This is a genomic window from Sphingomonas pseudosanguinis (genome assembly GCF_014196255.1).
GTDB lineage: Bacteria > Pseudomonadota > Alphaproteobacteria > Sphingomonadales > Sphingomonadaceae > Sphingomonas > Sphingomonas pseudosanguinis.
Genome location: NZ_JACIDH010000001.1, coordinates 513,724 through 532,405, shown reverse-complemented (window position 1 = coordinate 532,405; position 18,682 = coordinate 513,724). Strand labels below are relative to the sequence as shown.

General features: G+C 65.5%; 14 protein-coding genes. 6 read left to right on the top strand and 8 right to left on the bottom strand.

Features of this window, described 5'->3' with window-relative positions:
- The first annotated feature begins 73 nt into the window (after positions 1 to 73).
- Positions 74 to 3,232 (top strand): TonB-dependent receptor domain-containing protein, encoded by a 3,159-nt coding sequence (locus GGR48_RS02465; protein WP_240456162.1) that lies wholly within the window; start codon positions 74 to 76, stop codon positions 3,230 to 3,232.
- 74 nt (positions 3,233 to 3,306) lie between these two features.
- Complete coding sequence (locus GGR48_RS02460; RefSeq protein ID WP_206362541.1) at positions 3,307 to 4,293, top strand: 2OG-Fe(II) oxygenase; 987 nt, start codon at positions 3,307 to 3,309, stop codon at positions 4,291 to 4,293.
- A 10-nt stretch (positions 4,294 to 4,303) separates the two neighbouring features.
- Here GGR48_RS02460 and alr read toward each other — a convergent pair whose 3' ends face one another.
- The 7 genes from alr to GGR48_RS02425 form a co-directional block, all read right to left on the bottom strand.
- Entirely contained in the window at positions 4,304 to 5,326 is a 1,023-nt protein-coding gene (gene alr, locus GGR48_RS02455) for an alanine racemase (RefSeq protein ID WP_338110551.1), read from the bottom strand.
- A gap of 198 nt (positions 5,327 to 5,524) precedes the next feature.
- A complete protein-coding gene (gene mmsB / locus GGR48_RS02450) occupies positions 5,525 to 6,448 on the bottom strand; it encodes a 3-hydroxyisobutyrate dehydrogenase (protein ID WP_276208029.1) in 924 nt (307 codons plus the stop codon).
- 100 nt (positions 6,449 to 6,548) lie between these two features.
- Entirely contained in the window at positions 6,549 to 7,325 is a 777-nt protein-coding gene (locus tag GGR48_RS02445; RefSeq protein ID WP_183950301.1) for an enoyl-CoA hydratase, read from the bottom strand.
- Between the two features lie 26 nt (positions 7,326 to 7,351).
- Positions 7,352 to 8,401 (bottom strand): enoyl-CoA hydratase/isomerase family protein, encoded by a 1,050-nt coding sequence (locus GGR48_RS02440; protein ID WP_183950300.1) that lies wholly within the window; start codon positions 8,399 to 8,401, stop codon positions 7,352 to 7,354.
- 114 nt (positions 8,402 to 8,515) lie between these two features.
- Complete coding sequence (locus tag GGR48_RS02435) at positions 8,516 to 9,658, bottom strand: acyl-CoA dehydrogenase family protein (protein ID WP_183950299.1); 1,143 nt, start codon at positions 9,656 to 9,658, stop codon at positions 8,516 to 8,518.
- A 129-nt stretch (positions 9,659 to 9,787) separates the two neighbouring features.
- Positions 9,788 to 11,305 (bottom strand): CoA-acylating methylmalonate-semialdehyde dehydrogenase, encoded by a 1,518-nt coding sequence (locus GGR48_RS02430; RefSeq protein WP_183950298.1) that lies wholly within the window; start codon positions 11,303 to 11,305, stop codon positions 9,788 to 9,790.
- A 113-nt stretch (positions 11,306 to 11,418) separates the two neighbouring features.
- A complete protein-coding gene (locus tag GGR48_RS02425; RefSeq protein WP_183950297.1) occupies positions 11,419 to 12,051 on the bottom strand; it encodes a YoaK family protein in 633 nt (210 codons plus the stop codon).
- Between the two features lie 148 nt (positions 12,052 to 12,199).
- Here GGR48_RS02425 and GGR48_RS02420 point away from each other — a divergent pair, with 148 nt between their 5' ends.
- On the top strand, positions 12,200 to 12,376 hold the full coding sequence (locus GGR48_RS02420; RefSeq protein WP_183950296.1) for a hypothetical protein: 177 nt from the start codon (positions 12,200 to 12,202) through the stop codon (positions 12,374 to 12,376).
- Between the two features lie 39 nt (positions 12,377 to 12,415).
- Here the strand turns inward: GGR48_RS02420 and GGR48_RS02415 are convergent, their stop codons facing one another.
- Positions 12,416 to 12,571, bottom strand: coding sequence for a hypothetical protein (locus GGR48_RS02415; RefSeq protein ID WP_183950295.1), 156 nt, complete (start codon positions 12,569 to 12,571; stop codon positions 12,416 to 12,418).
- Between the two features lie 240 nt (positions 12,572 to 12,811).
- Here GGR48_RS02415 and GGR48_RS02410 point away from each other — a divergent pair, with 240 nt between their 5' ends.
- The 3 genes from GGR48_RS02410 to GGR48_RS02400 are packed head-to-tail and all read left to right on the top strand — an operon-like array spanning position 12,812 to position 18,671.
- On the top strand, positions 12,812 to 14,074 hold the full coding sequence (locus tag GGR48_RS02410; protein WP_183950294.1) for an efflux RND transporter periplasmic adaptor subunit: 1,263 nt from the start codon (positions 12,812 to 12,814) through the stop codon (positions 14,072 to 14,074).
- The gene (locus GGR48_RS02405; protein WP_183950293.1) at positions 14,074 to 17,253 is read left to right on the top strand and encodes an efflux RND transporter permease subunit; all 3,180 of its coding nucleotides are present in this window, start codon (positions 14,074 to 14,076) and stop codon (positions 17,251 to 17,253) included. Before GGR48_RS02410 ends, GGR48_RS02405 begins: the two co-directional genes overlap by 1 nt.
- Positions 17,250 to 18,671, top strand: a complete 1,422-nt coding sequence (locus GGR48_RS02400) for an efflux transporter outer membrane subunit (protein WP_183950292.1) — start codon at positions 17,250 to 17,252, stop codon at positions 18,669 to 18,671. Before GGR48_RS02405 ends, GGR48_RS02400 begins: the two co-directional genes overlap by 4 nt.
- Positions 18,672 to 18,682 lie beyond the last annotated feature (11 nt).

The window sequence follows — 18,682 nt, the reverse complement described above, 5'->3', positions numbered from 1 at the left end:
ATTTTGTTTTTTAATCTGCCGTTCAGCAATTGCTTGTGTTCAGCGGCAAAATTTCCTCCCCTGCCCCCGACGGATGAAAAATCCGCGCTTTTTTGGGGGTTTCCAGACCATGAAAATTCGCCACCTTCTCGAAGCGTCCGCTTTGGCAGGTACGCTCGCCTTCGCAATCCCGGCGGTTGCGCAAACCACCGCAACGCCTGCAACGGGCCAGACGGAAACCGACAGCTCGAACGATCAAGCGGATAGCACCAGCAATCAGGGCAACAACGGCGGCGAAGTCGTCGTGACTGGCTCGCGCATTCGCCGCCCCAACGATCAGTCGCCCGTGCCGATCAGCACTGTATCGGCCGCCGAACTCACCAGCACGTCGCGCGTGTCGATCGGCGACGTTCTAAACGATCTGCCCCAGCTTCAGAGCACTTTCAGCTCCGCCAACTCGACCCGCTTCCTAGGTACGGCTGGCCTCAGCCTGCTCGACCTCCGCGGCCTGGGCACGGTTCGTACGCTGGTGCTGGTCAACGGCCGCCGTCACGTCGCGTCGGACATTCTAAACAACGCCGCGTCCGTCGACGTGAACACGATCCCGACCGATCTGATCGAGGGCGTCGACATCGTCACCGGCGGTAATTCGGCTATCTATGGCTCGGACGCGCTGGCAGGTGTGGTGAATTTCCGTCTGAAGCAGGATTTCCAGGGTCTTCAGATTCGCGGCCAAGGTGGCGTGAGCCAGCACGGTGATGCCGGTGCCTATTTCATCAGCGCGACGGGTGGTAAGAACTTTAACGAAGGCCGCGGCAACATCGCCCTGAATGTCGAGTATGCGCGCCAGAACTCTCTCTATGCGTCGCAGCGTCGCGCACTGCGCCGTGCCGATGGTTTCGTGGCGGTCGACGCCGACTCCCCCGGCCTCGCTACAGGCCAGAGCTTCATCAACTATGATGGCAACCCGGACAACGTCTTCTTCCGGGATATTCGTTCGGCCACGATCTCGGCTGGCGGTCTTGTCGGCTTCGCCAGCCCGAATGGTGCTTGCGGTCGTGATACGCAGCCTAACGCCGCTTTCGGCGGTGCCGGTCGTCCGTTCACCTGCAACTTCCTGTTCCAACCGGGCGGCTCGATTGCCCAGCAGGTGGGTGGTCGTGTCGGCCTCGGCCAGACCGTTTCCTCTGTCGTCAATGGCACCACCGTCACCGCCGCAAGTTCAGTTCCGACCGGCGCCTATATCGGCGGCAATGGCGACACGCGCCGTGAAGGCATGCTGGTCCAGATTCTGCCCCAGACCGAGCGTTATGCGGCCAATTTGATCGCCCATTATGACTTCTCGGACGCCTTCAAGCCGTTCGTGGAAGCCAAGTATGTCCGTACCGAGACGTTCGGCCAAGGCACTTCGGGCCCGGCCTTCTTTACGGGCTCGACCTTGGGTCGCTTCGATGGCAACTCGATCTATTACGAACGTCCCCGTCTGGATAATCCGTTCCTGTCGGGCGACAGCCGAACGGCTCTCGCGAACCAGGCTCTTGCTCTGGCGAATGCCGGTTTCAACCCGACGTCTGGCGCGGCCTTCGCGGAAGTCCGCGATGCAAACGGCAACATCACCCAGACGGCTGCACAGGTTCAGGCGGCTGCGATCAACAGCATCAACGCGGGTTCCTATCGCTTCATCCTGCGCAAGAACCTGGTCGACCTGGGTGTTCGCAGCGAGGCTTCGCGGCGTGATGTCTTCCGCATCGTCGGTGGTTTCCGCGGCGATCTAACCGACCATCTCAATTACGAGGTATCGGTCAACTACGGTCAGTTTGACGAAAAGACGCGCGTTCTGGGCAACCTGAACGTGCAGCGCATGCTGCTGGCTCTTGACGCTCAGCGCGCACCCGATGGCCGCATCGTTTGCGGTTCTCAGATTGCGGGCAACACCGCTGCCCGCTCTGACTTCGCAGGCAATCCTGCCGTTTTGGCCGCTGATATTGCCGCGTGTCAGCCACTGAACCCGTTTGGCCAGGGGGCGATCTCGCAGGCCGCTCGCAATTATGTCCTGCAGGATACGATATCGACAGGGCGGATTACCCAGTTCGATACCATGGGCTATATCTCGGGCGATCTGTCGCAGCTGTTCACCATGCCGGGTGGCGGTGCCGTGGGCTTCTCGCTGGGCGGCGAATATCGTCGTGAAACAGCGATGTATCGCCAGGACCCGCTCGTTTCGTCGGGTTATACTTTCTATAATGCCATTCCCGACTTCACGCCCCCGTCGTTCGAAGTGAAGGAAGCTTTCGGTGAAGTCTCGGTTCCCCTGCTGCGTGACCTGCCGTTCGCCAAGGAGCTGACGCTCTCGGGTGCTGGGCGTGTGTCGGACTATAAGGGCGCGGCGGGAACAGTCTGGACCTATAGCGTCAACGCCGTCTACGCACCGATCAACGATCTGCGCTTCCGGGCCAACTACTCGCGCGCCGTTCGTGCGCCAAACCTGACCGAACTGTATAGCCCGCTGGGCCAGAACTTCGCGCCCAGCTTTGGCGATCCGTGCTCGGCTCGCAACATCGCCAGCGGTACGCAGTTCCGCGCAGCCAACTGCGCAGCTGCGGGTATTCCGACCAACTATGACTACAATTACGCTCAGTCGCTCGAAATCATGAGCGGTGGCAATACGCAGCTGAATGTCGAAGACCCCTATCGCATCATCGAGGGCTCGCTTCAGCAGGTCCAGTTGAACTATGCTCGTCTGCAGGTTCGCGGCATCGACGTAGATCTCAGCTACCAGCACCGCTTTGGCGGCATGAACCTGACGTCGCATCTGGTCTATACGCATCAGCTGCAGAACGACTCGTTCCTCGATCCGACCCAGCCCGGTTTCGCAGACCGCGCTCTGGGCGAAGTAGGCTATCCCCGTGATCAGGTTAACTGGAATCTGGGTGCCAACTTTGAAACCTTCTTCGCGAATCTTCAGATGCGTTACCTGACGAAGATGTCGGTCGGTGCGATCGAAAATCTGGTTTCGTTCCAGGGACGTCCGCCGCAGAATCTTGATCAGTATGACATTCCCTATTACCCGGATGTCTTCTATATGGATGTGAAGTTCGGCGTGAACGTCACTAAGCAGACCAACTTCTACTTTGGTATCGACAACCTGACCGATCGTATCCCGCCGCTGGGCGCGACCGGTACTGCGGCTGGTTCGGGCATCTACGAACCGGTCGGTCGTCGCTTCTATGCGGGCTTCCAGGCTCGCTTCTGATCCTAACGACTAAATCTGATCGCCTTTCGGGCCGGTGGTTTCCACCGGCCCTTTTTTCGGTCAAATTCGCTTGCATGGCGACGTCACCCCCTAACGACCCCGTCTCTACGGCTAGAGACCTTTTGCAGCGCGCTCGAGGAAACGATGCCTTAACGACACTGCAACGTGCGGCTGGCACCGGGAACATAGAAGCCTGGTACGAACTCGCCCTATGGCGGCTCATCGGCCATCCGGTAGCTCGCGATCTTCCTGCCGCTCGCCAAGCCTTGTCTATGGCAGCAAAGGGTGGTCACGCAGATGCCGCAATGATGCTAATCGCCTTGACGGCGAATGGCTCCGGCGGCCGGATCGACTGGTCCGGCGCTCTAAACCTCCTAAAGCGCGAAGCACAACATCATGCACATGCTGCCGCCGTACTAAAATTGGTAAATGCCAATAACCTGACGGAGGATGGCTACCCCCAACAGAAATTGGAAAGACAGCATCTTACTGACAACGGCTCGGTCTATTACATTCCAAGATTTCTTTCCCACAACGAATGCGATCATATTGCCCGAGCAGGTGCAGATCTTTTCGAGCCGGCACGTGTCATAGATCCGGCAACCGGCCGCAATATACCCCATCCAATACGGACATCGGATGTTGCCGTAATCGGCCCGGTTCGTGAAGACCTTGCTATACGCAGCATCAATCTTCGCATCGCCCACGAAACCGATACAGCGGTCGACCAAGGCGAGGCCTTGACGTTATTGCGATACGCTCCGAGACAACAGTTCCGCCTCCATTCCGACATCATTCCGGGCACGCGCAATCAGCGAATTTGTACGGCGATCTTATATCTCAACGAAGGATTTGTGGGTGGCCAGACCAGGTTCCCGGACCATGATCTCGACATTACACCACGGCGCGGGGGAGCGTTGATCTTTCAGAACGTTTTGGAAGATGGGCGTCCCGATTCTAAGGCGCGGCATGCAGGCCTTCCGGTCAGTAAAGGCGCAAAATGGATCGCCACACGTTGGATTCGAGCAAAAAGCTTCGATCCCTGGATGGGCCCGGAATGATGGCTCGGCGTTATTGACGCGCGAAGCGCTGGGCGAGGCCGGTCAGCAGTTCATATTGCGACACGCCCGATGCGGCGGACGCGGCTGCGAGATCATAGTCCATCGTCAGCCAGTCGCCCTCGGCCAAGTCGGGGCAGGCGGTTACGTCGACCGCGATCAGGTCCATCGACACGCGGCCCAGCACCGGCAATCGCACCCCGTCCGACACCGCCGCCCCCAGGCCCGACAGCGCGCGGCGATAGCCGTCGGCATAGCCGAGATTCAGGATCGCCACTGCGGTATCGGCGGGGGCGGTCCAGGTGGCGTTGTAGCCGACCGTCTCGCCCGCGGGCACCTGGCGACGCTGGAGGATTTGGGCTTCCGGATAAGCGACCTGGCGGAGATGTCCGGCCATGTCGGGGCGGGGTATCCCCCCGTACAGGGCCAGGCCCGGCCGGGTCAGGTCGAAATGATAATCCGCACCCAGCGCGATCCCGGCCGAATTGGCGAGGCTCATCCGCCGCGCGGCCGTACGGCCGGTCAGGCTGGCGAAGGCGGCGCGCTGGCGTTCGTTCATCGCGACATCCTCGTCGGCGCAGGCGAGGTGGCTGATGAGCGTCTCGATCGTCAGGCCGTCGAGCAGGCCGTCGCGCACGTCTCGCACCGACACGCCGAGCCGGTTCATGCCGGTGTCGACCATGACGTCGCACGCTCCGCCGCCGCCGTCGCGCCAGCGGGTAATCTGTTCGGGCGTGCTCAGCACCGGGCGGGCGAAGCCGGCTTTGGCGGCGGGCATGTCCTCAGCGCGCAGGCCGTGCAGGACCGACACCGTCAGTCCGAGCGGCGCAAGCGCCTGCGCCTCGGCCCAGTTGGCGACGAAGAAGTCGCGGCACCCTGCCCTGGCCAGCGTCTCGGCCACCAGTGTTGCGCCCAGGCCATAGCCATTCGCCTTGACCGCCGCGCCGCACGCCGCCGTTCCGCTCAGCCGGGCGAGCGCCTGCCAGTTGGACGTGAGCGCGTCGCGGTCGACGCGCAGGCGGAGGGGGGCGGGTATTTCGATCACCCAGCGGGCTTTAGGCCGCATTGATCAGGGGGAAAAGGCGGGATGGGTTTTTCCGCCCTCCCCCTCGCTCCGTTCAGCCTGAGCGCAGTCGAAGGCCAAGGGAATCCCGATCTACGGGTGGCGACTTGTGGAAAGCGTAGGACGTGGCCTTCGACTTCGCTCAGGCGGAACGGAGGTTGGGCGTGGCGTTCACCGCAGGGTGCGGATGATCCCGGAGAAGTCCACCGGCGGCTGGTCTTCGCCGACGAACGCCGCATACAACTCCGCCGCGCGCTCGCCCATCGGCGTGGTCGCATCTGCCTCCTGCGCGGCCTGCATCGCCAGCTTCAGGTCCTTGAGCATCAGCGCCGCCGCGAAGCCGCCCTGATAGTCGTGGTCGGCGGGCGTCTCCGGTCCGACGCCGGGGACGGGGCAATATTTGGTCATCGACCAGCTCTGGCCCGACGACACCGAAGCGATGTCGTAAAAGGTCTGCGCCTCCAGCCCCAGCTTCTCGGCCAGCACGAACGCCTCGCAAGTCGCGATCATCGTCGCGCCGAGGAGCATGTTGTTGCAGATCTTCGCCGCCTGCCCCGCGCCCGGTCCACCGGCGTGGATGACCGCCTGGCCCATGGCCGACAGGAACGGCTCGGCGCGCTCGAACGCCTCCTGGGGGCCGCCGACCATGAAGGTCAGCGTGCCGGCCTTGGCCGCCGCGATCCCGCCCGATACGGGGGCGTCGACCGCCATCATGCCCTTGGCCTGCGCGGCCTCGGCGACGCGGCGTGCGGTGGCGACGTCGATGGTCGAGCAGTCGATCAGGATGGCGGAGGGCGGCGCGGCGGCGAACACGGCGTCGGCATAGACGCGCTCGACATGGGTTCCGGCGGGCAGCATCGTCACGACCGCCTCGACCCCGTCCATCGCGGCGACCGCGCTGTCGACGGGCAGGCATCCGGCCGCCTTCGCCGCCGCCAGCGCGTCCGCCGACAGGTCGAAGGCGCGGACGTCATGCCCCGCTTTTGCGAGGTTGGCGGCCATACCGCCGCCCATATTGCCCAGGCCGATAAAGGCGATCCGTGCCATGGTGCTCTCTCCTAGCTCGTTCTTTTTCTTCTTAAGCCCCTCCCGCAGGCGGGAGGGGTTTGGGGAGGGAACGGAGTCTCACAGAGACTATCCCCTGCGGCCCGCCCTCCCCCATCCCCTCCCGCCTGCGGGAGGGGTGTGAGACTCATCAGCGGTTGGTCCAGACGGGCGTGCGCTTTTCCACGAACGCGGCCATGCCTTCCTTCTGGTCGGCGGAACCGAACAGACCGTGGAACAGCCGTCGCTCGAACTGGACGCCCTGTGCCAGCCCCATGTCGAACGCGGCGTTGACCATTTCCTTGTTCGCGCGCACCGCAATCGGCGCCATACCGGCGATGGTCGCGGCGGTCTTCAGCGCCTCCTCGACCAGATCGGCGGCGGGGATGATGCGCGCGACGAGGCCCGAGCGCTCGGCTTCCTCGGCATCCATCATCCGGCCGGTCAGGCACATCTCCATCGCCTTGGCCTTGCCGACCGCATGGGCGAGGCGCTGCGAGCCGCCCATGCCCGGCGTCACGCCCAGCTTGATCTCGGGCTGGCCGAACCTGGCGGTGTCGGCGGCGAGGATGAAGTCGCACATCATCGCCAGCTCGCACCCGCCGCCCAGCGCATAGCCCGCGACCGCCGCGATGACGGGCTTGCGCGTGCGGGTGAAGTCGTCCCAGCCGGAGAAGTGATTCCGCCCATACATGGCGGCGAAGTCCATCTCCTGCATTTCCTTGATGTCCGCGCCCGCCGCGAACGCCTTTGCAGAGCCGGTGATGACGGCGCAGCGCTGTTCGGGGTCGGCGTCATAGGCGCGCATCACGTCCAGCAGTTCGGACAGCAGCTCGGCATTGAGCGCGTTCAGCGCCTGCGGCCGGTTCAGCGTCACCAGGGTCACCGCCTCGCGGCGCTCGACGATCAGGGTGTTATAGTCGGTCATGGCGTCCTCTTCAGCGGTCGGCATTTTCAACGATCATCTGGGGTCCAGGCCTGCCCGTCGGGCATGGGCGCGAAGATATGGTCGATCATGGTGTCGGTCACGCCTTCGGGCGTAGCCGGGTCCCAGCGCGGCGCATTGTCCTTGTCGACGATGAGCGCGCGAACGCCTTCGACGAAATCGGAGCGCTGGACGACGCGGGAGGCGACGCCGTACTCGCGGCGCATTTCGTCGGCGAAGTCGGTGGTCAGCCTGCCCTCGCGGAGCAGACGCAGCGAGACCTTGCAGGCCTGCGGCGATTTGGTGCGCAACACGGCGAGCTGCTTCGTCGCCCATTCGCCGCCATCGGCTTCCAATGCTGCGATGATCGCCTCCAGCGTGTCGGCGGCGAACAGCCGGTCGATCTCCGCGGCATGGGCCATGATCTTCGCCTCGGGCGCCGGTATGGAGAGCCGGTCAAGCGTCGCGGCAATTTCCTGCGGCGCGGCAATAATCGCGGCCTTGGACTCGTCCAGTGCGGAAGCTGACAGATAATGGGTGGCGAGGCCCAGGGCATGCGCCTCCGCCCCGTCGAGCCGGTGGCCGGTCAGCGCCAGGAACTCGCCCATCCGCCCCGGCAGGCGCGAGAGATACCAGCCGCCGCCGACATCGGGAAACAGGCCGATCCCCGTCTCGGGCATGGCGAACCGGGTATTTTCGGTGGCGACGCGGAAGCGGGCGGGCGCAGAAACGCCGACGCCGCCGCCCATGGTGATTCCGTCCATGAAAGCGACGATCGGCTTGGCATAGGTGAACAGCCGGTGGTTCATCCGGTATTCGCTGTGGAAGAAGCCCCGCGCCGCCTCACCGTCACCCGCACCGCTTTCAGCGAGCAACCGGATGTCGCCGCCCGCGCAAAAGCCGCGTCCCTCGGCATGGTCGATGATGATCGCCTCGACCGACAAGTCGCCACGCCAGTCCTCCAGCGCGGCGAGCACGCCCTCGCACATGTCGCGGGTCAGCGCGTGGATCGCCTTGGGCCGGTTGAGCCGCAGCCGCCCGACCGGGCCTTCGCGGGTGACGATCAGGTCTTCACTCATATCTTTCCCTAACCCCTTCCCGTTCCCCGGCGAAGGCCGGGGCCAAGTTGCGGTAACGTATGAGGCGCCACCGGCTGCTTAGAAACTGGACCCCGGCCTTCGCCGGGGAACGGCTTAATCTTTAAGTAAATCCCGACCGACGATCATCCGCATCACCTGGTTCGTACCCTCCAGGATCGAATGGACGCGCAGGTCGCGCCAGAAGCGCTCGATCGGATAGTCCATCAGATAGCCGTAACCGCCATGCAGCTGGAGCGCGCGGTCGACCACCGACGATCCGGTGTCGGTGGCAAGGCGCTTGGCCATGGCGGCGAAGCGGGTCTTGTCGGGCGCATTGTCGGTCACCTTGGCAGCGGCGAGGTAGAGCAGCGCGCGCGCCGCCTCCAGCTCGGTCGCCATGTCGGCCAGGGTGAACTGGGTGTTCTGGAACTCGGCGATCGCCTTGCCGAACTGGCGGCGGTCCTTCACATAGGCGACCGACTCGTCGAGACAGCGCTGCGCCCCCCCCAGCGAGCAGGCGCCGATGTTCAGCCGCCCGCCGTCCAGCCCCATCATCGCGATGCGGAACCCTTCGCCCTCCGCGCCCAGCCGGTTGGCTTGCGGAACGCGGACATTGTCGAACATCACCTGCCGCGTCGGCTGCGAATGCCAGCCCAGCTTGCGCTCGTTCGCGCCGAAGGAGACACCGGGGGTGTCCTTGTCGATCACCAGGCAGGAAATGCCCTTGGGCCCGTCCTCACCGGTGCGAACCATGGTGACATACACCTCATTCTCGCCGCCGCCCGAGATGAACTGCTTGGAGCCGGAGACGATGTAATGGTCGCCGTCGCGGACCGCGCGGGTCTTGAGCGCCGCCGCGTCGGAGCCCGAGCCCGGCTCGGTCAGGCAATAGCTCGCCATGCGCGCCATGGTGACGAGGTCGGGCAAATAGCGCCCCTTCACATCCGCATCGCCGAAGCGGTCGATCATCCACGACGCCATGTTATGGATCGAGATGAAGGCGGATGTGGAGGGACAGCCATAGGCCATCGCCTCCATGATAAGCGCCGCCTCCAGTCGCCCGAGCGCGATGCCGCCGGATTCTTCGGACACATAGATGGCGGCGAAACCCAGTTCGGCGGCTTCACGAATCGTGTCGCGGGGAAAGATGTGCTTCTCGTCCCATTCGCCCGCGAAGGGCGTGATGCGGTCGGCGGTGAAGCGGCGCGCCAGCTCCTGGATCTCGCGCTGCTCGTCGGTCAGGTCGAATTGGGTCATCGGGTTTCTCGCTTCTTTAAGCCCCTCCCGCAGGCGGGAGGGGTTTGGGGAGGGCAAGGAGTCTCACCGAGACCATCGCCTGTGGCCTGCCCTCCCCCATCCCCTCCCGCGTGCGGGAGGGGCGTGCTGTTAGGCCATTGTCGGGATCACGAAGGCATTCTCGCCCGTGGCAGAGCCATCGGGCCAGCGCTGGGTCACCGTCTTCACCTTGGTCCAGAAGCGGACGCCCTCCATGCCATGCTGGTTCACGTCACCAAAGGCCGAGCGCTTCCAGCCGCCAAATGTGTGATACGCGACCGGCACCGGGATCGGCACGTTGATGCCGACCATCCCCACCTCGACGCGCGCCGCGAACTCGCGCGCCGCATGGCCGTTGCGGGTGAAGATCGCGACGCCGTTGCCATATTGGTGCTCGCTCGGCAGCCGCACCGCCGTCTCGAAATCGGGGGCGCGGACGATCTGGAGGACGGGGCCGAAGATTTCCTCCTTATAGCTCTGCATGGCGGGCGTCACCCGGTCGAACAGCGAGGGGCCGATGAAGAAGCCCTCCTCATAGCCCTGCAACTGGAAGCCGCGCCCGTCGACGACCAGCTCCGCCCCCTCATCGACGCCGGTCTGAATCCAGTCCTCCACGCGCTTCTTGTGCGCCGCGTTCACGACCGGGCCGTAATGCGCCTGCGCATCGGTCGAAACGCCGACCCGCAGCGCGTCGATCGCGGGGATCAGCTTTTCGCGCAACGCATCGGCCGTCTTGTCACCGACCGGCACCACCACAGGCAGCGCCATGCATCGCTCGCCCGCCGAGCCGAAGGCCGCGCCCGACAGATCGGCGACCACCTGGTCGAGGTCGGCGTCGGGCATGACGATGCCGTGGTTCTTGGCGCCACCCATCGCCTGGACGCGCTTGCCCGCCTCTACCCCGCGTCGGTAGACGTAATGGGCGATGTCGGACGAGCCGACGAAGCTGACCGCACTGATCGCCGGATGGTCGAGGATCGCGTCGACCATCGCCTTGTCGCCGTGCACGACCTGCAGAATGCCCTCGGGCGCGCCCGCTTCGCGCATCAGCTCGGCCAGACGCACGGGGACCGACGGATCGCGCTCGGACGGCTTCAGGATGAAGGCGTTGCCGCAGGCGATGGCGACGCCGAACATCCACATCGGGATCATCGCCGGGAAGTTGAACGGGGTGATGCCAGCACCGATGCCCAGCGGCATCCGCATCGAATAGACGTCGATGCCCGGCCCCGCGCCTTGCGTATATTCGCCCTTCAGCGCGTGGGGGATGCCGCAGGCGAACTCGATCACCTCCAACCCGCGCTGGATGTCGCCTTTCGCGTCGGCGATCACCTTGCCATGTTCGGAGGAGAGCAGATGCGCCAGCGCGTCCATATTCTGCTCGACCAGTTCCTTGAAGCGGAACATCACGCGCGCCCGCCGCTGCGGATTGGTCGCGGCCCAGCCGGATTGTGCGCTTTGCGCGGCGGCAACGGCGCGTTCGAGGAGCGCGGCGTCGCCCAGCATCACGCGGGCCTGCACCTGACCGCTATTGGGGTCGAAGACATCGCCCTGACGGCCCTCGGCCCGGGTGGCAGCGGCATCGGTCGCGGTCTGTCCGCCAGCGACCAAGTGATCGATCACGCGCATATTCTCTCCTGTCGCGGGTCTGATGCCCGACTCTCGGCCTTGTAATTATATTGCTCGCTCGTGAAATCCAAGCGCTGTGCCGAGAAAAGCGGACAAAGCCCCCTTCCCCGGCGTCAAATGGCGGGCGCCATCCGCCAGGCCGCGCCCGCGCCCAGCAACGCGGCGCCGACCGCACCCCATAACGCCGCCACACCCCATGCCGCATAGCCCAGCGTGCCCAGCGCCGCGCCCGCGACGAACCCGGTCCACAGCAACAGATAGGGCAGCCAGGCCCAGCGCGTCCGCCCCGCGATGGTCCGCGCCAGATGCTGGCCGATCTTGACCAGCGTGCCGGTCATATAGGTGACGCCGATGCTGACCTCGCCATCGCGCTCGAAGGTCGCGTTGGCCACGCCCATCGCCACCGCCATCAGCAGCGCCGCCCAACCGCGAAGCGGCGCCGCGATCGCCAGCAGCAGCGCGACCAGCAACAAGACGATGGCCTGCCCCAGGCGCGGCCGCGTCAGGCGAATCAAGGTGCCCGCCATCACGCCGATGACGAACAGGGCCAGCAGGGCGGCCAGGATCGCCACGCCATGCCCCGCCCCGCCCGGCCTCGCCAGGCCCAGCGCCAGCATCGTGCCGTTGCCGCTCATGAACGACACGAAATAGCCGCCCAGCCACTGAAAGCCGATGGCATCGACATAGCCCGCCAGCAGCGACAGGCCGATCGCCAGCGGCCAGGAAGCACGATCGGATCGGATCATGAACGCTGCTTATCACGGCGTCCGGGCACCGCGCGATGCCTCTCGACCGCATCGGTCGAGGCTTTTCGCAAATTATTGCCATCAGGGCAAAAGGACCGGATCGGATCGGCCATCGGAACGTTTGCGCCATTCACATTCGGGGAATGGCATGGCCGGCGCGCTGTTGGAAATCTGGTTGACGGTGTCGGCGCTGTCGTCGCTGCTGATCGTGCTGGTGGCGATCGGTCACAGCGATCTGCGGCTAGAACGTCGCCTGAAAACCCGGCCGGATCGCGTACGCGCCGGGACGCCCCGGCGACGCCGACGTCAGACACGTCGGGTCTGACATGGAAGACGTCGCGACCCCGGGAGCCGCGACGAACGATCAGAACAGCTGAAGGAGCCGGTCGAGCAAGCCCGGACGACGCGTCCGCGCCGCCAGATAACGCGCGCGATCATTGGCCGCACGGCGATACAGCGCGTCGAGGCGCTCCTCGCGCGGCAGATCGGAGATGCGCGGCGGCGGCATATGGCTGGCCATGGTAAATGCCCCTTTTTATGTCGAATCGTTTGTTTTCAACGATAAGACGCGCAACTTGTTCCCCACACCGTGCGGCGGCGTCGTTTGGCGGCACCGCCGAATGGCTGGCCCTGCCCATCCGGGACATGTCCACGGCCCCCTTTCAACATGAACGCCTCGTAAGTTTTCCGTAAGCGATCCGTCAGGGCACTGGCCCTATCGCCCGGCGCAATTTCCAGTCCTTCGCGCCGAAAGAAGCCGATGCACGCCAACCCCGCCGACGAAACGCTACCCGAAACCCGTCGCCTGTCCTCCGCGCAGCAATGGCGCTGGGTTGCGATCGCCGCCGCCGTGCTGGTCGGCGTGCTGCTGCTGATCACGCTAGTCGGCAAGCTGACCCATAAGGAGGAGGCGCCGCCCACCCCGCCGCCAGCGGGGACGCTGCGGCTGTCCAAGGCGCAGCTGACAGCGATGCCGACGATGCGCGTCGGCCTGGGCGCCTCGGGGGCGCAGACCATGGCGACGGGCGCGATCACGGTCGATGCCACCCGCTCGACCCCTGTGCTGATGCCCTATGCCGGGCAGGTCGTACGCGTGCTGGCCGATGCGGGTCAGGTGGTGCGGCAGGGGCAGCCGCTGCTGCTGATCAAGACCAGCGATTTCGTCGACGCACGCGCTGGCCTGTTCTCGGCCCGTGCATCCTACCAGAACGCGCAGGCGCAGCTAGTCGCGGCGCAGCGCAATGCCGATCGCCAGCAACAAATCTATCAGACCGCCGGCGGCGCGCTGAAGGATTATCAGCAGGCCAAGGCCGACCTCGCCGCCGCGCAGGCGACCGCGCGCACCGCCGCCGCCTCGCTCGGCGCCGCGCGCGACAAGCTGGCGATCCTCGGCAAGTCGCCGGGCGAGATAAACCGGCTGGAGAATGTCGGCGAAGTCTCCGGCATCCATGACATCACCACGCTGCATGCGCCGATCAGCGGCGTCGTCGCCTCGCGCGATGTCGCGCCGGGTCAATATGTCTCGCAGGGCGGCGACAAGCCGGTGATGACCATCACCGACCCCTCGCGCGTCTGGCTGGTCGCGCAGGTGGCCGAAAGCGATGCCGAGAATGTCCGCGTCGGCGATCCCGTCGAGGTGACCACCCCCGCGCTGCCCGGCCGCGTCTTCCACGCCACCATCGATCTGGTCGGCGCCGCGCTCGACCCGCAGACCCATCGCCTGCCGGTGCGCGCCGCGATTCCCAACCCCGACAAGCTGCTAAAGCCACAGATGTTCGCCAGCTTCGCGATCCATCATCTGGGGGCCGGCGAGGCGATCCGCGTCCCCGCCGCCGCCGTCATCCATGAGGGCGATGCCGCGCGCGTCTGGATCATGCGTCCCGACGGCCTGCTGGTCGCGCGCGATGTACAGACCGGCGAATCCGCCAACGGTCTCGTCACCATCACCTCCGGGCTCAAGCCGGGCGAGAAGATCGTCACCTCGGGCGCGCTGTTCGTCAACGAAGCGGGGATCGGCGAATAATGAACCGCATCGTCGACTTTGCGCTGCGTCAGCGACTGCTGATCGTCGGCCTGTTCTTCGCGATGATCGTCGCGGGCGTCATCGGCTTCATCAACCTCAACATCGAGGCCTATCCCGATCCCGTTCCCCCGATGGTCGAGGTCATCACCCAGACCCAAGGCCTGTCGGCCGAGGAGATGGAACGCAACGTCACCATCCCGATCGAGGTCCAGATGGCGGGTATCCCGCATCTGACCGCGATCCGCGCGATCAGCCTGTTCGGCCTGTCGGACATCAAGATTCAGTTCACCTACGACTATACCAACGAACAGGCGCGCCAGCAGGTCATCAACCGCCTGTCCCAGCTGCCGCCGCTGGCCGGTGGCGCGCAGCCGACGCTGTCGCCGACCTCGCCGGTGGGTGAAATCTATCGCTACCGCATCGCCGCGCCCAAGGGCTATTCGGTGATGGACCTGAAGACGCTGCAGGACTGGGTGCTCCAGCGCCGGTTCAAGCGGATTCCGGGCGTGATCGACGTGACCGGTTGGGGCGGCAAGCTGCGCGCCTATGACGTGGTCATCGACCAGAACCGTCTGACCGCACATGGCGTGACGGTCGCGCAGGTGCTGGCGGCCTTGTCCAAGAGCGACGGCAATGTCGGCGGCCAGACGATCAACTTCGGCGAACAGGCCGCGATCGTGCGCGGCATCGGCCTGATCCAGTCGCCCGACGCGATCCAGAACGTGCTGGTCGGCGAGGCGGGCGGGACGCCCGTGCTCATCAAGGACGTCGCGACCGTCAAGATCGGCAACGCGCCGCGCATGGGCATCGCCGGGTACAATAACGACGACGACATCGTGCAGGGCATCGTCCTGATGCAGCGCGGCGCCCAGTCGATGCCGACGATCAAGGCCGTGCAGGCCGAGGTCGCCAACATCAACGACAGCGGCATCCTGCCCCCCGGCGTCCATCTGGAGCGCATCTACGACCGTTCCGACCTGATCAACCTGACCATCCATACCGTCATGGAAAATATGGTGGTCGGCATCCTGCTGATCTTCGCGCTGCAATGGCTGTTCCTCGGCAATCTGCGCTCGGCGATCATCGTGGCGGCGACCATCCCGTTCGCGCTGGCCTTCGCGATCCTGATCTTGGTGCTCCAGGGCGAGAGTGCGAACCTGCTGTCGGTCGGCGCGCTGGACTTCGGCCTCGTCGTCGATGCCTGCGTCATCATGGTGGAGAATATCTTCCGCCACATGGTCGAACGCTCCGCCGCTGTCGAGAATGGCCAAGGCCGCTATACCATGGCCAGCCGCTTCGGCGCGGTGCTGGGCGCCTCGAGCGAGGTCAGTCGCGGCATCTTCTTCGCCGCCGCGATCATCATCGCCAGCTTCCTGCCGCTGTTCACCCTGACCGGCGTCGAGGGGCACATCTTCGGCCCGATGGCCAAGACCTATGCCTATGCCATCACCGGCGGCCTGCTCGCGACCTTCACCGTCGCGCCGGTGCTTTCGACGCTCCTCCTGCCGGACAAGCTGGCCGAGACCGAGACCTTCATCGTCGGCCGCCTGCGCCGCATCTACGAACCCGCCGCCTCCTTCGCGCTGCGCAACAAGATCGTGACGCTGGGCGGCGCGGCGCTGATGATGGTGCTGGCGATCGTCGGCGTGCGCTCGCTCGGCATCGAGTTCCTGCCGCACCTCGAAGAAGGCAATATGTACATCCGCGCCACCCTCCCCTCCTCGATCAGCCTGGAGGCGGGCGAGAAGGTGACCAACGAGGTGCGCAAGATCATCGCCACCTATCCGGAGACCACGGCGGTCCTGTCCGCCCATGGCCGCCCAGACGACGGCACCGACGCGACCGGCTTCTTCAACGTCGAATTCTTCGTACCGCTGAAGCCGTTCGACACCTGGCCGAGCGGCATGACCAAGGAGAAGCTGATCGACGAACTGTCGACCCGGCTTGCCAAGAAATACCCCGGCGTCGACTTCTCCTTCTCGCAGATCATCGAGGATAATGTCGAGGAAGCCGCCTCGGGCGTGAAGGGCGCCAATTCAATCAAGCTGTTCGGGCCCGACCTCGTCACGCTCGAAAAGCTGGCCAACCAGATCAAGGCGCAGATGGCCAAGGTGAAGGGCATCGAGGATCTCGGCGTGTTCGAGATTCTGGGCCAGCCGACCGTGCGGATCGATGTCGATCGCGCCAAGGCCGCGCGCTATGGCCTGACGCCCGACGACATCAACCAGACGGTCGCCGCCGCCATCGGTGGCCAGTCGTCGGCCGACCTGTACGAACCCGGCACCGACCGCCACTTCCCGATCATCGTGCGGCTTCAGCCGGCGCAGCGCGACTCGCTGGAGTCGGTGCGCAACATCACGATCGGCGCGCCGAGCCCGGACGGCAACGGGACCATCCAGGTGCCGCTGTCAGAGGTGGCGAACGTCAAGCTGACCAGCGGTGCCTCGTTCATCTATCGCGAGCATCAGGAACGCTATGTGCCGATCAAATTCTCGGTGCGCGGCCGCGACCTGGGCAGCGCGGTCGAGGAGGCGCGCAGCCGGATCAACCAGAATGTCCAGCTGCCGCCGGGCTATCATCTGGAATGGGCGGGCGAGCTGGACAACCTCAAGAACGCGATCTCGCGGCTGGAGATCGTGGTGCCGATCAGCCTCGTGCTCATCCTGCTGCTGCTCTATGCGAACTTCGGCGCGATGCGCGACAGCCTGCTCGCCTTTTCCGCGATCCCGATGGCGATCGTGGGCGGCGTACTGGCGCTGGCCCTGACCGGCACGGCGTTCAGTATCTCGGCGGCGATCGGCTTCGTGGCGTTGTTCGGCATCGCGGTGATGGACGGCATCCTGGTCGTCACCACCTTCAACAATGCGATCGACGAAGGCGCCCCGCGTGAGAATGCGCTGGCCACCACCGTCAAGAACAGCCTGCGTCCGGTCGTCATGACCTGTCTGGTCGCCGCGATCGGCCTGCTGCCCGCCGCCCTGTCGCACGGGATCGGCAGCCAAGTGCAGAAGCCGCTCGCGCTGGTCGTGGTCGGCGGCATGACGCTCGCGCCCGTGCTGATCCTCCTGGTCCTGCCGGTGCTGATCAGCCGCTTCTCGACCCGCCTGCCGCTGTCGCAGCGCCCGAAGAAGAACGACCATTTCCACGACGACCAGGCCGATACGGGAGCCATGGCATGAAGCGTTTCCTGACCCTGCCGCTGCTCGCTTGCGTCTCCGCCTGTGCGGTCGGCCCGCATGATCTGGACGCGCATGCCAGCCTGCCGCCCATGGCCCCGGCGCCAGTGATCGCACCGGCCAGCGGCCCGGCGCAGACCGCCTCGGCCACCATCGCGCCCGAATGGTGGCACGCCTTCGGCAATGCGCAGCTCGACGCGCTGGTCGCCGAGGCGCTGGCCCACAATAACTACGTCGGAGTCGCCGAGGCCTCACTGCGGCAGGCACGGGAACAGGCGCGCGCGACGCGCGGCTCGCTGCTGTTTCCGCAGGGCGGGCTGAACTACAATGTGCAGCGGACCCGCGTGTCCAACGCGCTGTCGCCGGCGGTCGCCGACCAGAACCAGCAGCTCTATACCCTGCACACCGCGCAGGTCAGCGTCTCCTATGATGTCGATGCGTTCGGCGGCAACCGGGCGCAGGTCCGCTCCGCCGTGGCGCGGGCCGAGGTCGAGCGGCATCAGCTGGATGCCGCGCGGATGACGGTGGCGGCCAACCTCGTCACTACGCTGATCGAGCGGGCGAGCCTGGCGGAACAAGTCGCCGCCGCGCAGACCGCCGTGACGGTAAACCGCGACATATTGGGCGCGCTGCAACAGCGTCAGCGGCTGGGCGCGGTTGGCGCGTCCGACGTCGCGCAGCAACAGGCCGCGCTCGCCAATGCCGAGGGCGCGCTGCCCCCACTGGTCCGCGCCGAGGCTGCACAGCGCACGATCATCGCGACGCTGATCGGCCGTCCGGCAGGTTCCGCGCTGCCGCCGCTGCCTGAACTGTCGCAGCTGACCCTGCCGACCGAACTGCCCGCGATCGTACCGTCCGAGCTGGTCCATCGCCGGCCCGACATACTGGCGGCCGAAGCGCAGTTGCAGGGTGCCGGAGCCGATGTCGGCGCCGCCATCGCCGCGCGCCTGCCCAGCATCCAGCTTTCGGCCAATGCCGGCGGCTCGGCGCAGAATTTCGGCGACATGTTCAAGAGCGGCAATCCCTTCTGGGCGCTGCTCGGCGGGATCACCCAGCCGTTGTTCCACGCCAATGCGCTGCGTCACCAGCAAAAGGCGGCGGAAGCGGCGCTGGAGGGGGCCAAGGCGCAATATCGCCAGGCGGTGCTCCAGGCGTTCGGCAATGTCGCCGACTCGCTGACCGGCCTGTCGACCGACGCCCAGGCGCTCGACGCGGCACAGCGGGCGAGCAACGCGGCCGGCCAGGCGCTGACCTTCGCGCGGCGTCAGCTGGCGCTGGGCGATGTGGGGACGCTGCAACTGCTCAACGCCACCGCCACGGACGCGCAGGCGCGCTCGCAACTGATCCAGGCCAAGGCGGCGCGGATGACCGACACGGTCGCGCTGTTCCAGGCCGCCGGAGGGCCGGTCACGGGGGCGTGAGGGTGTGGGGA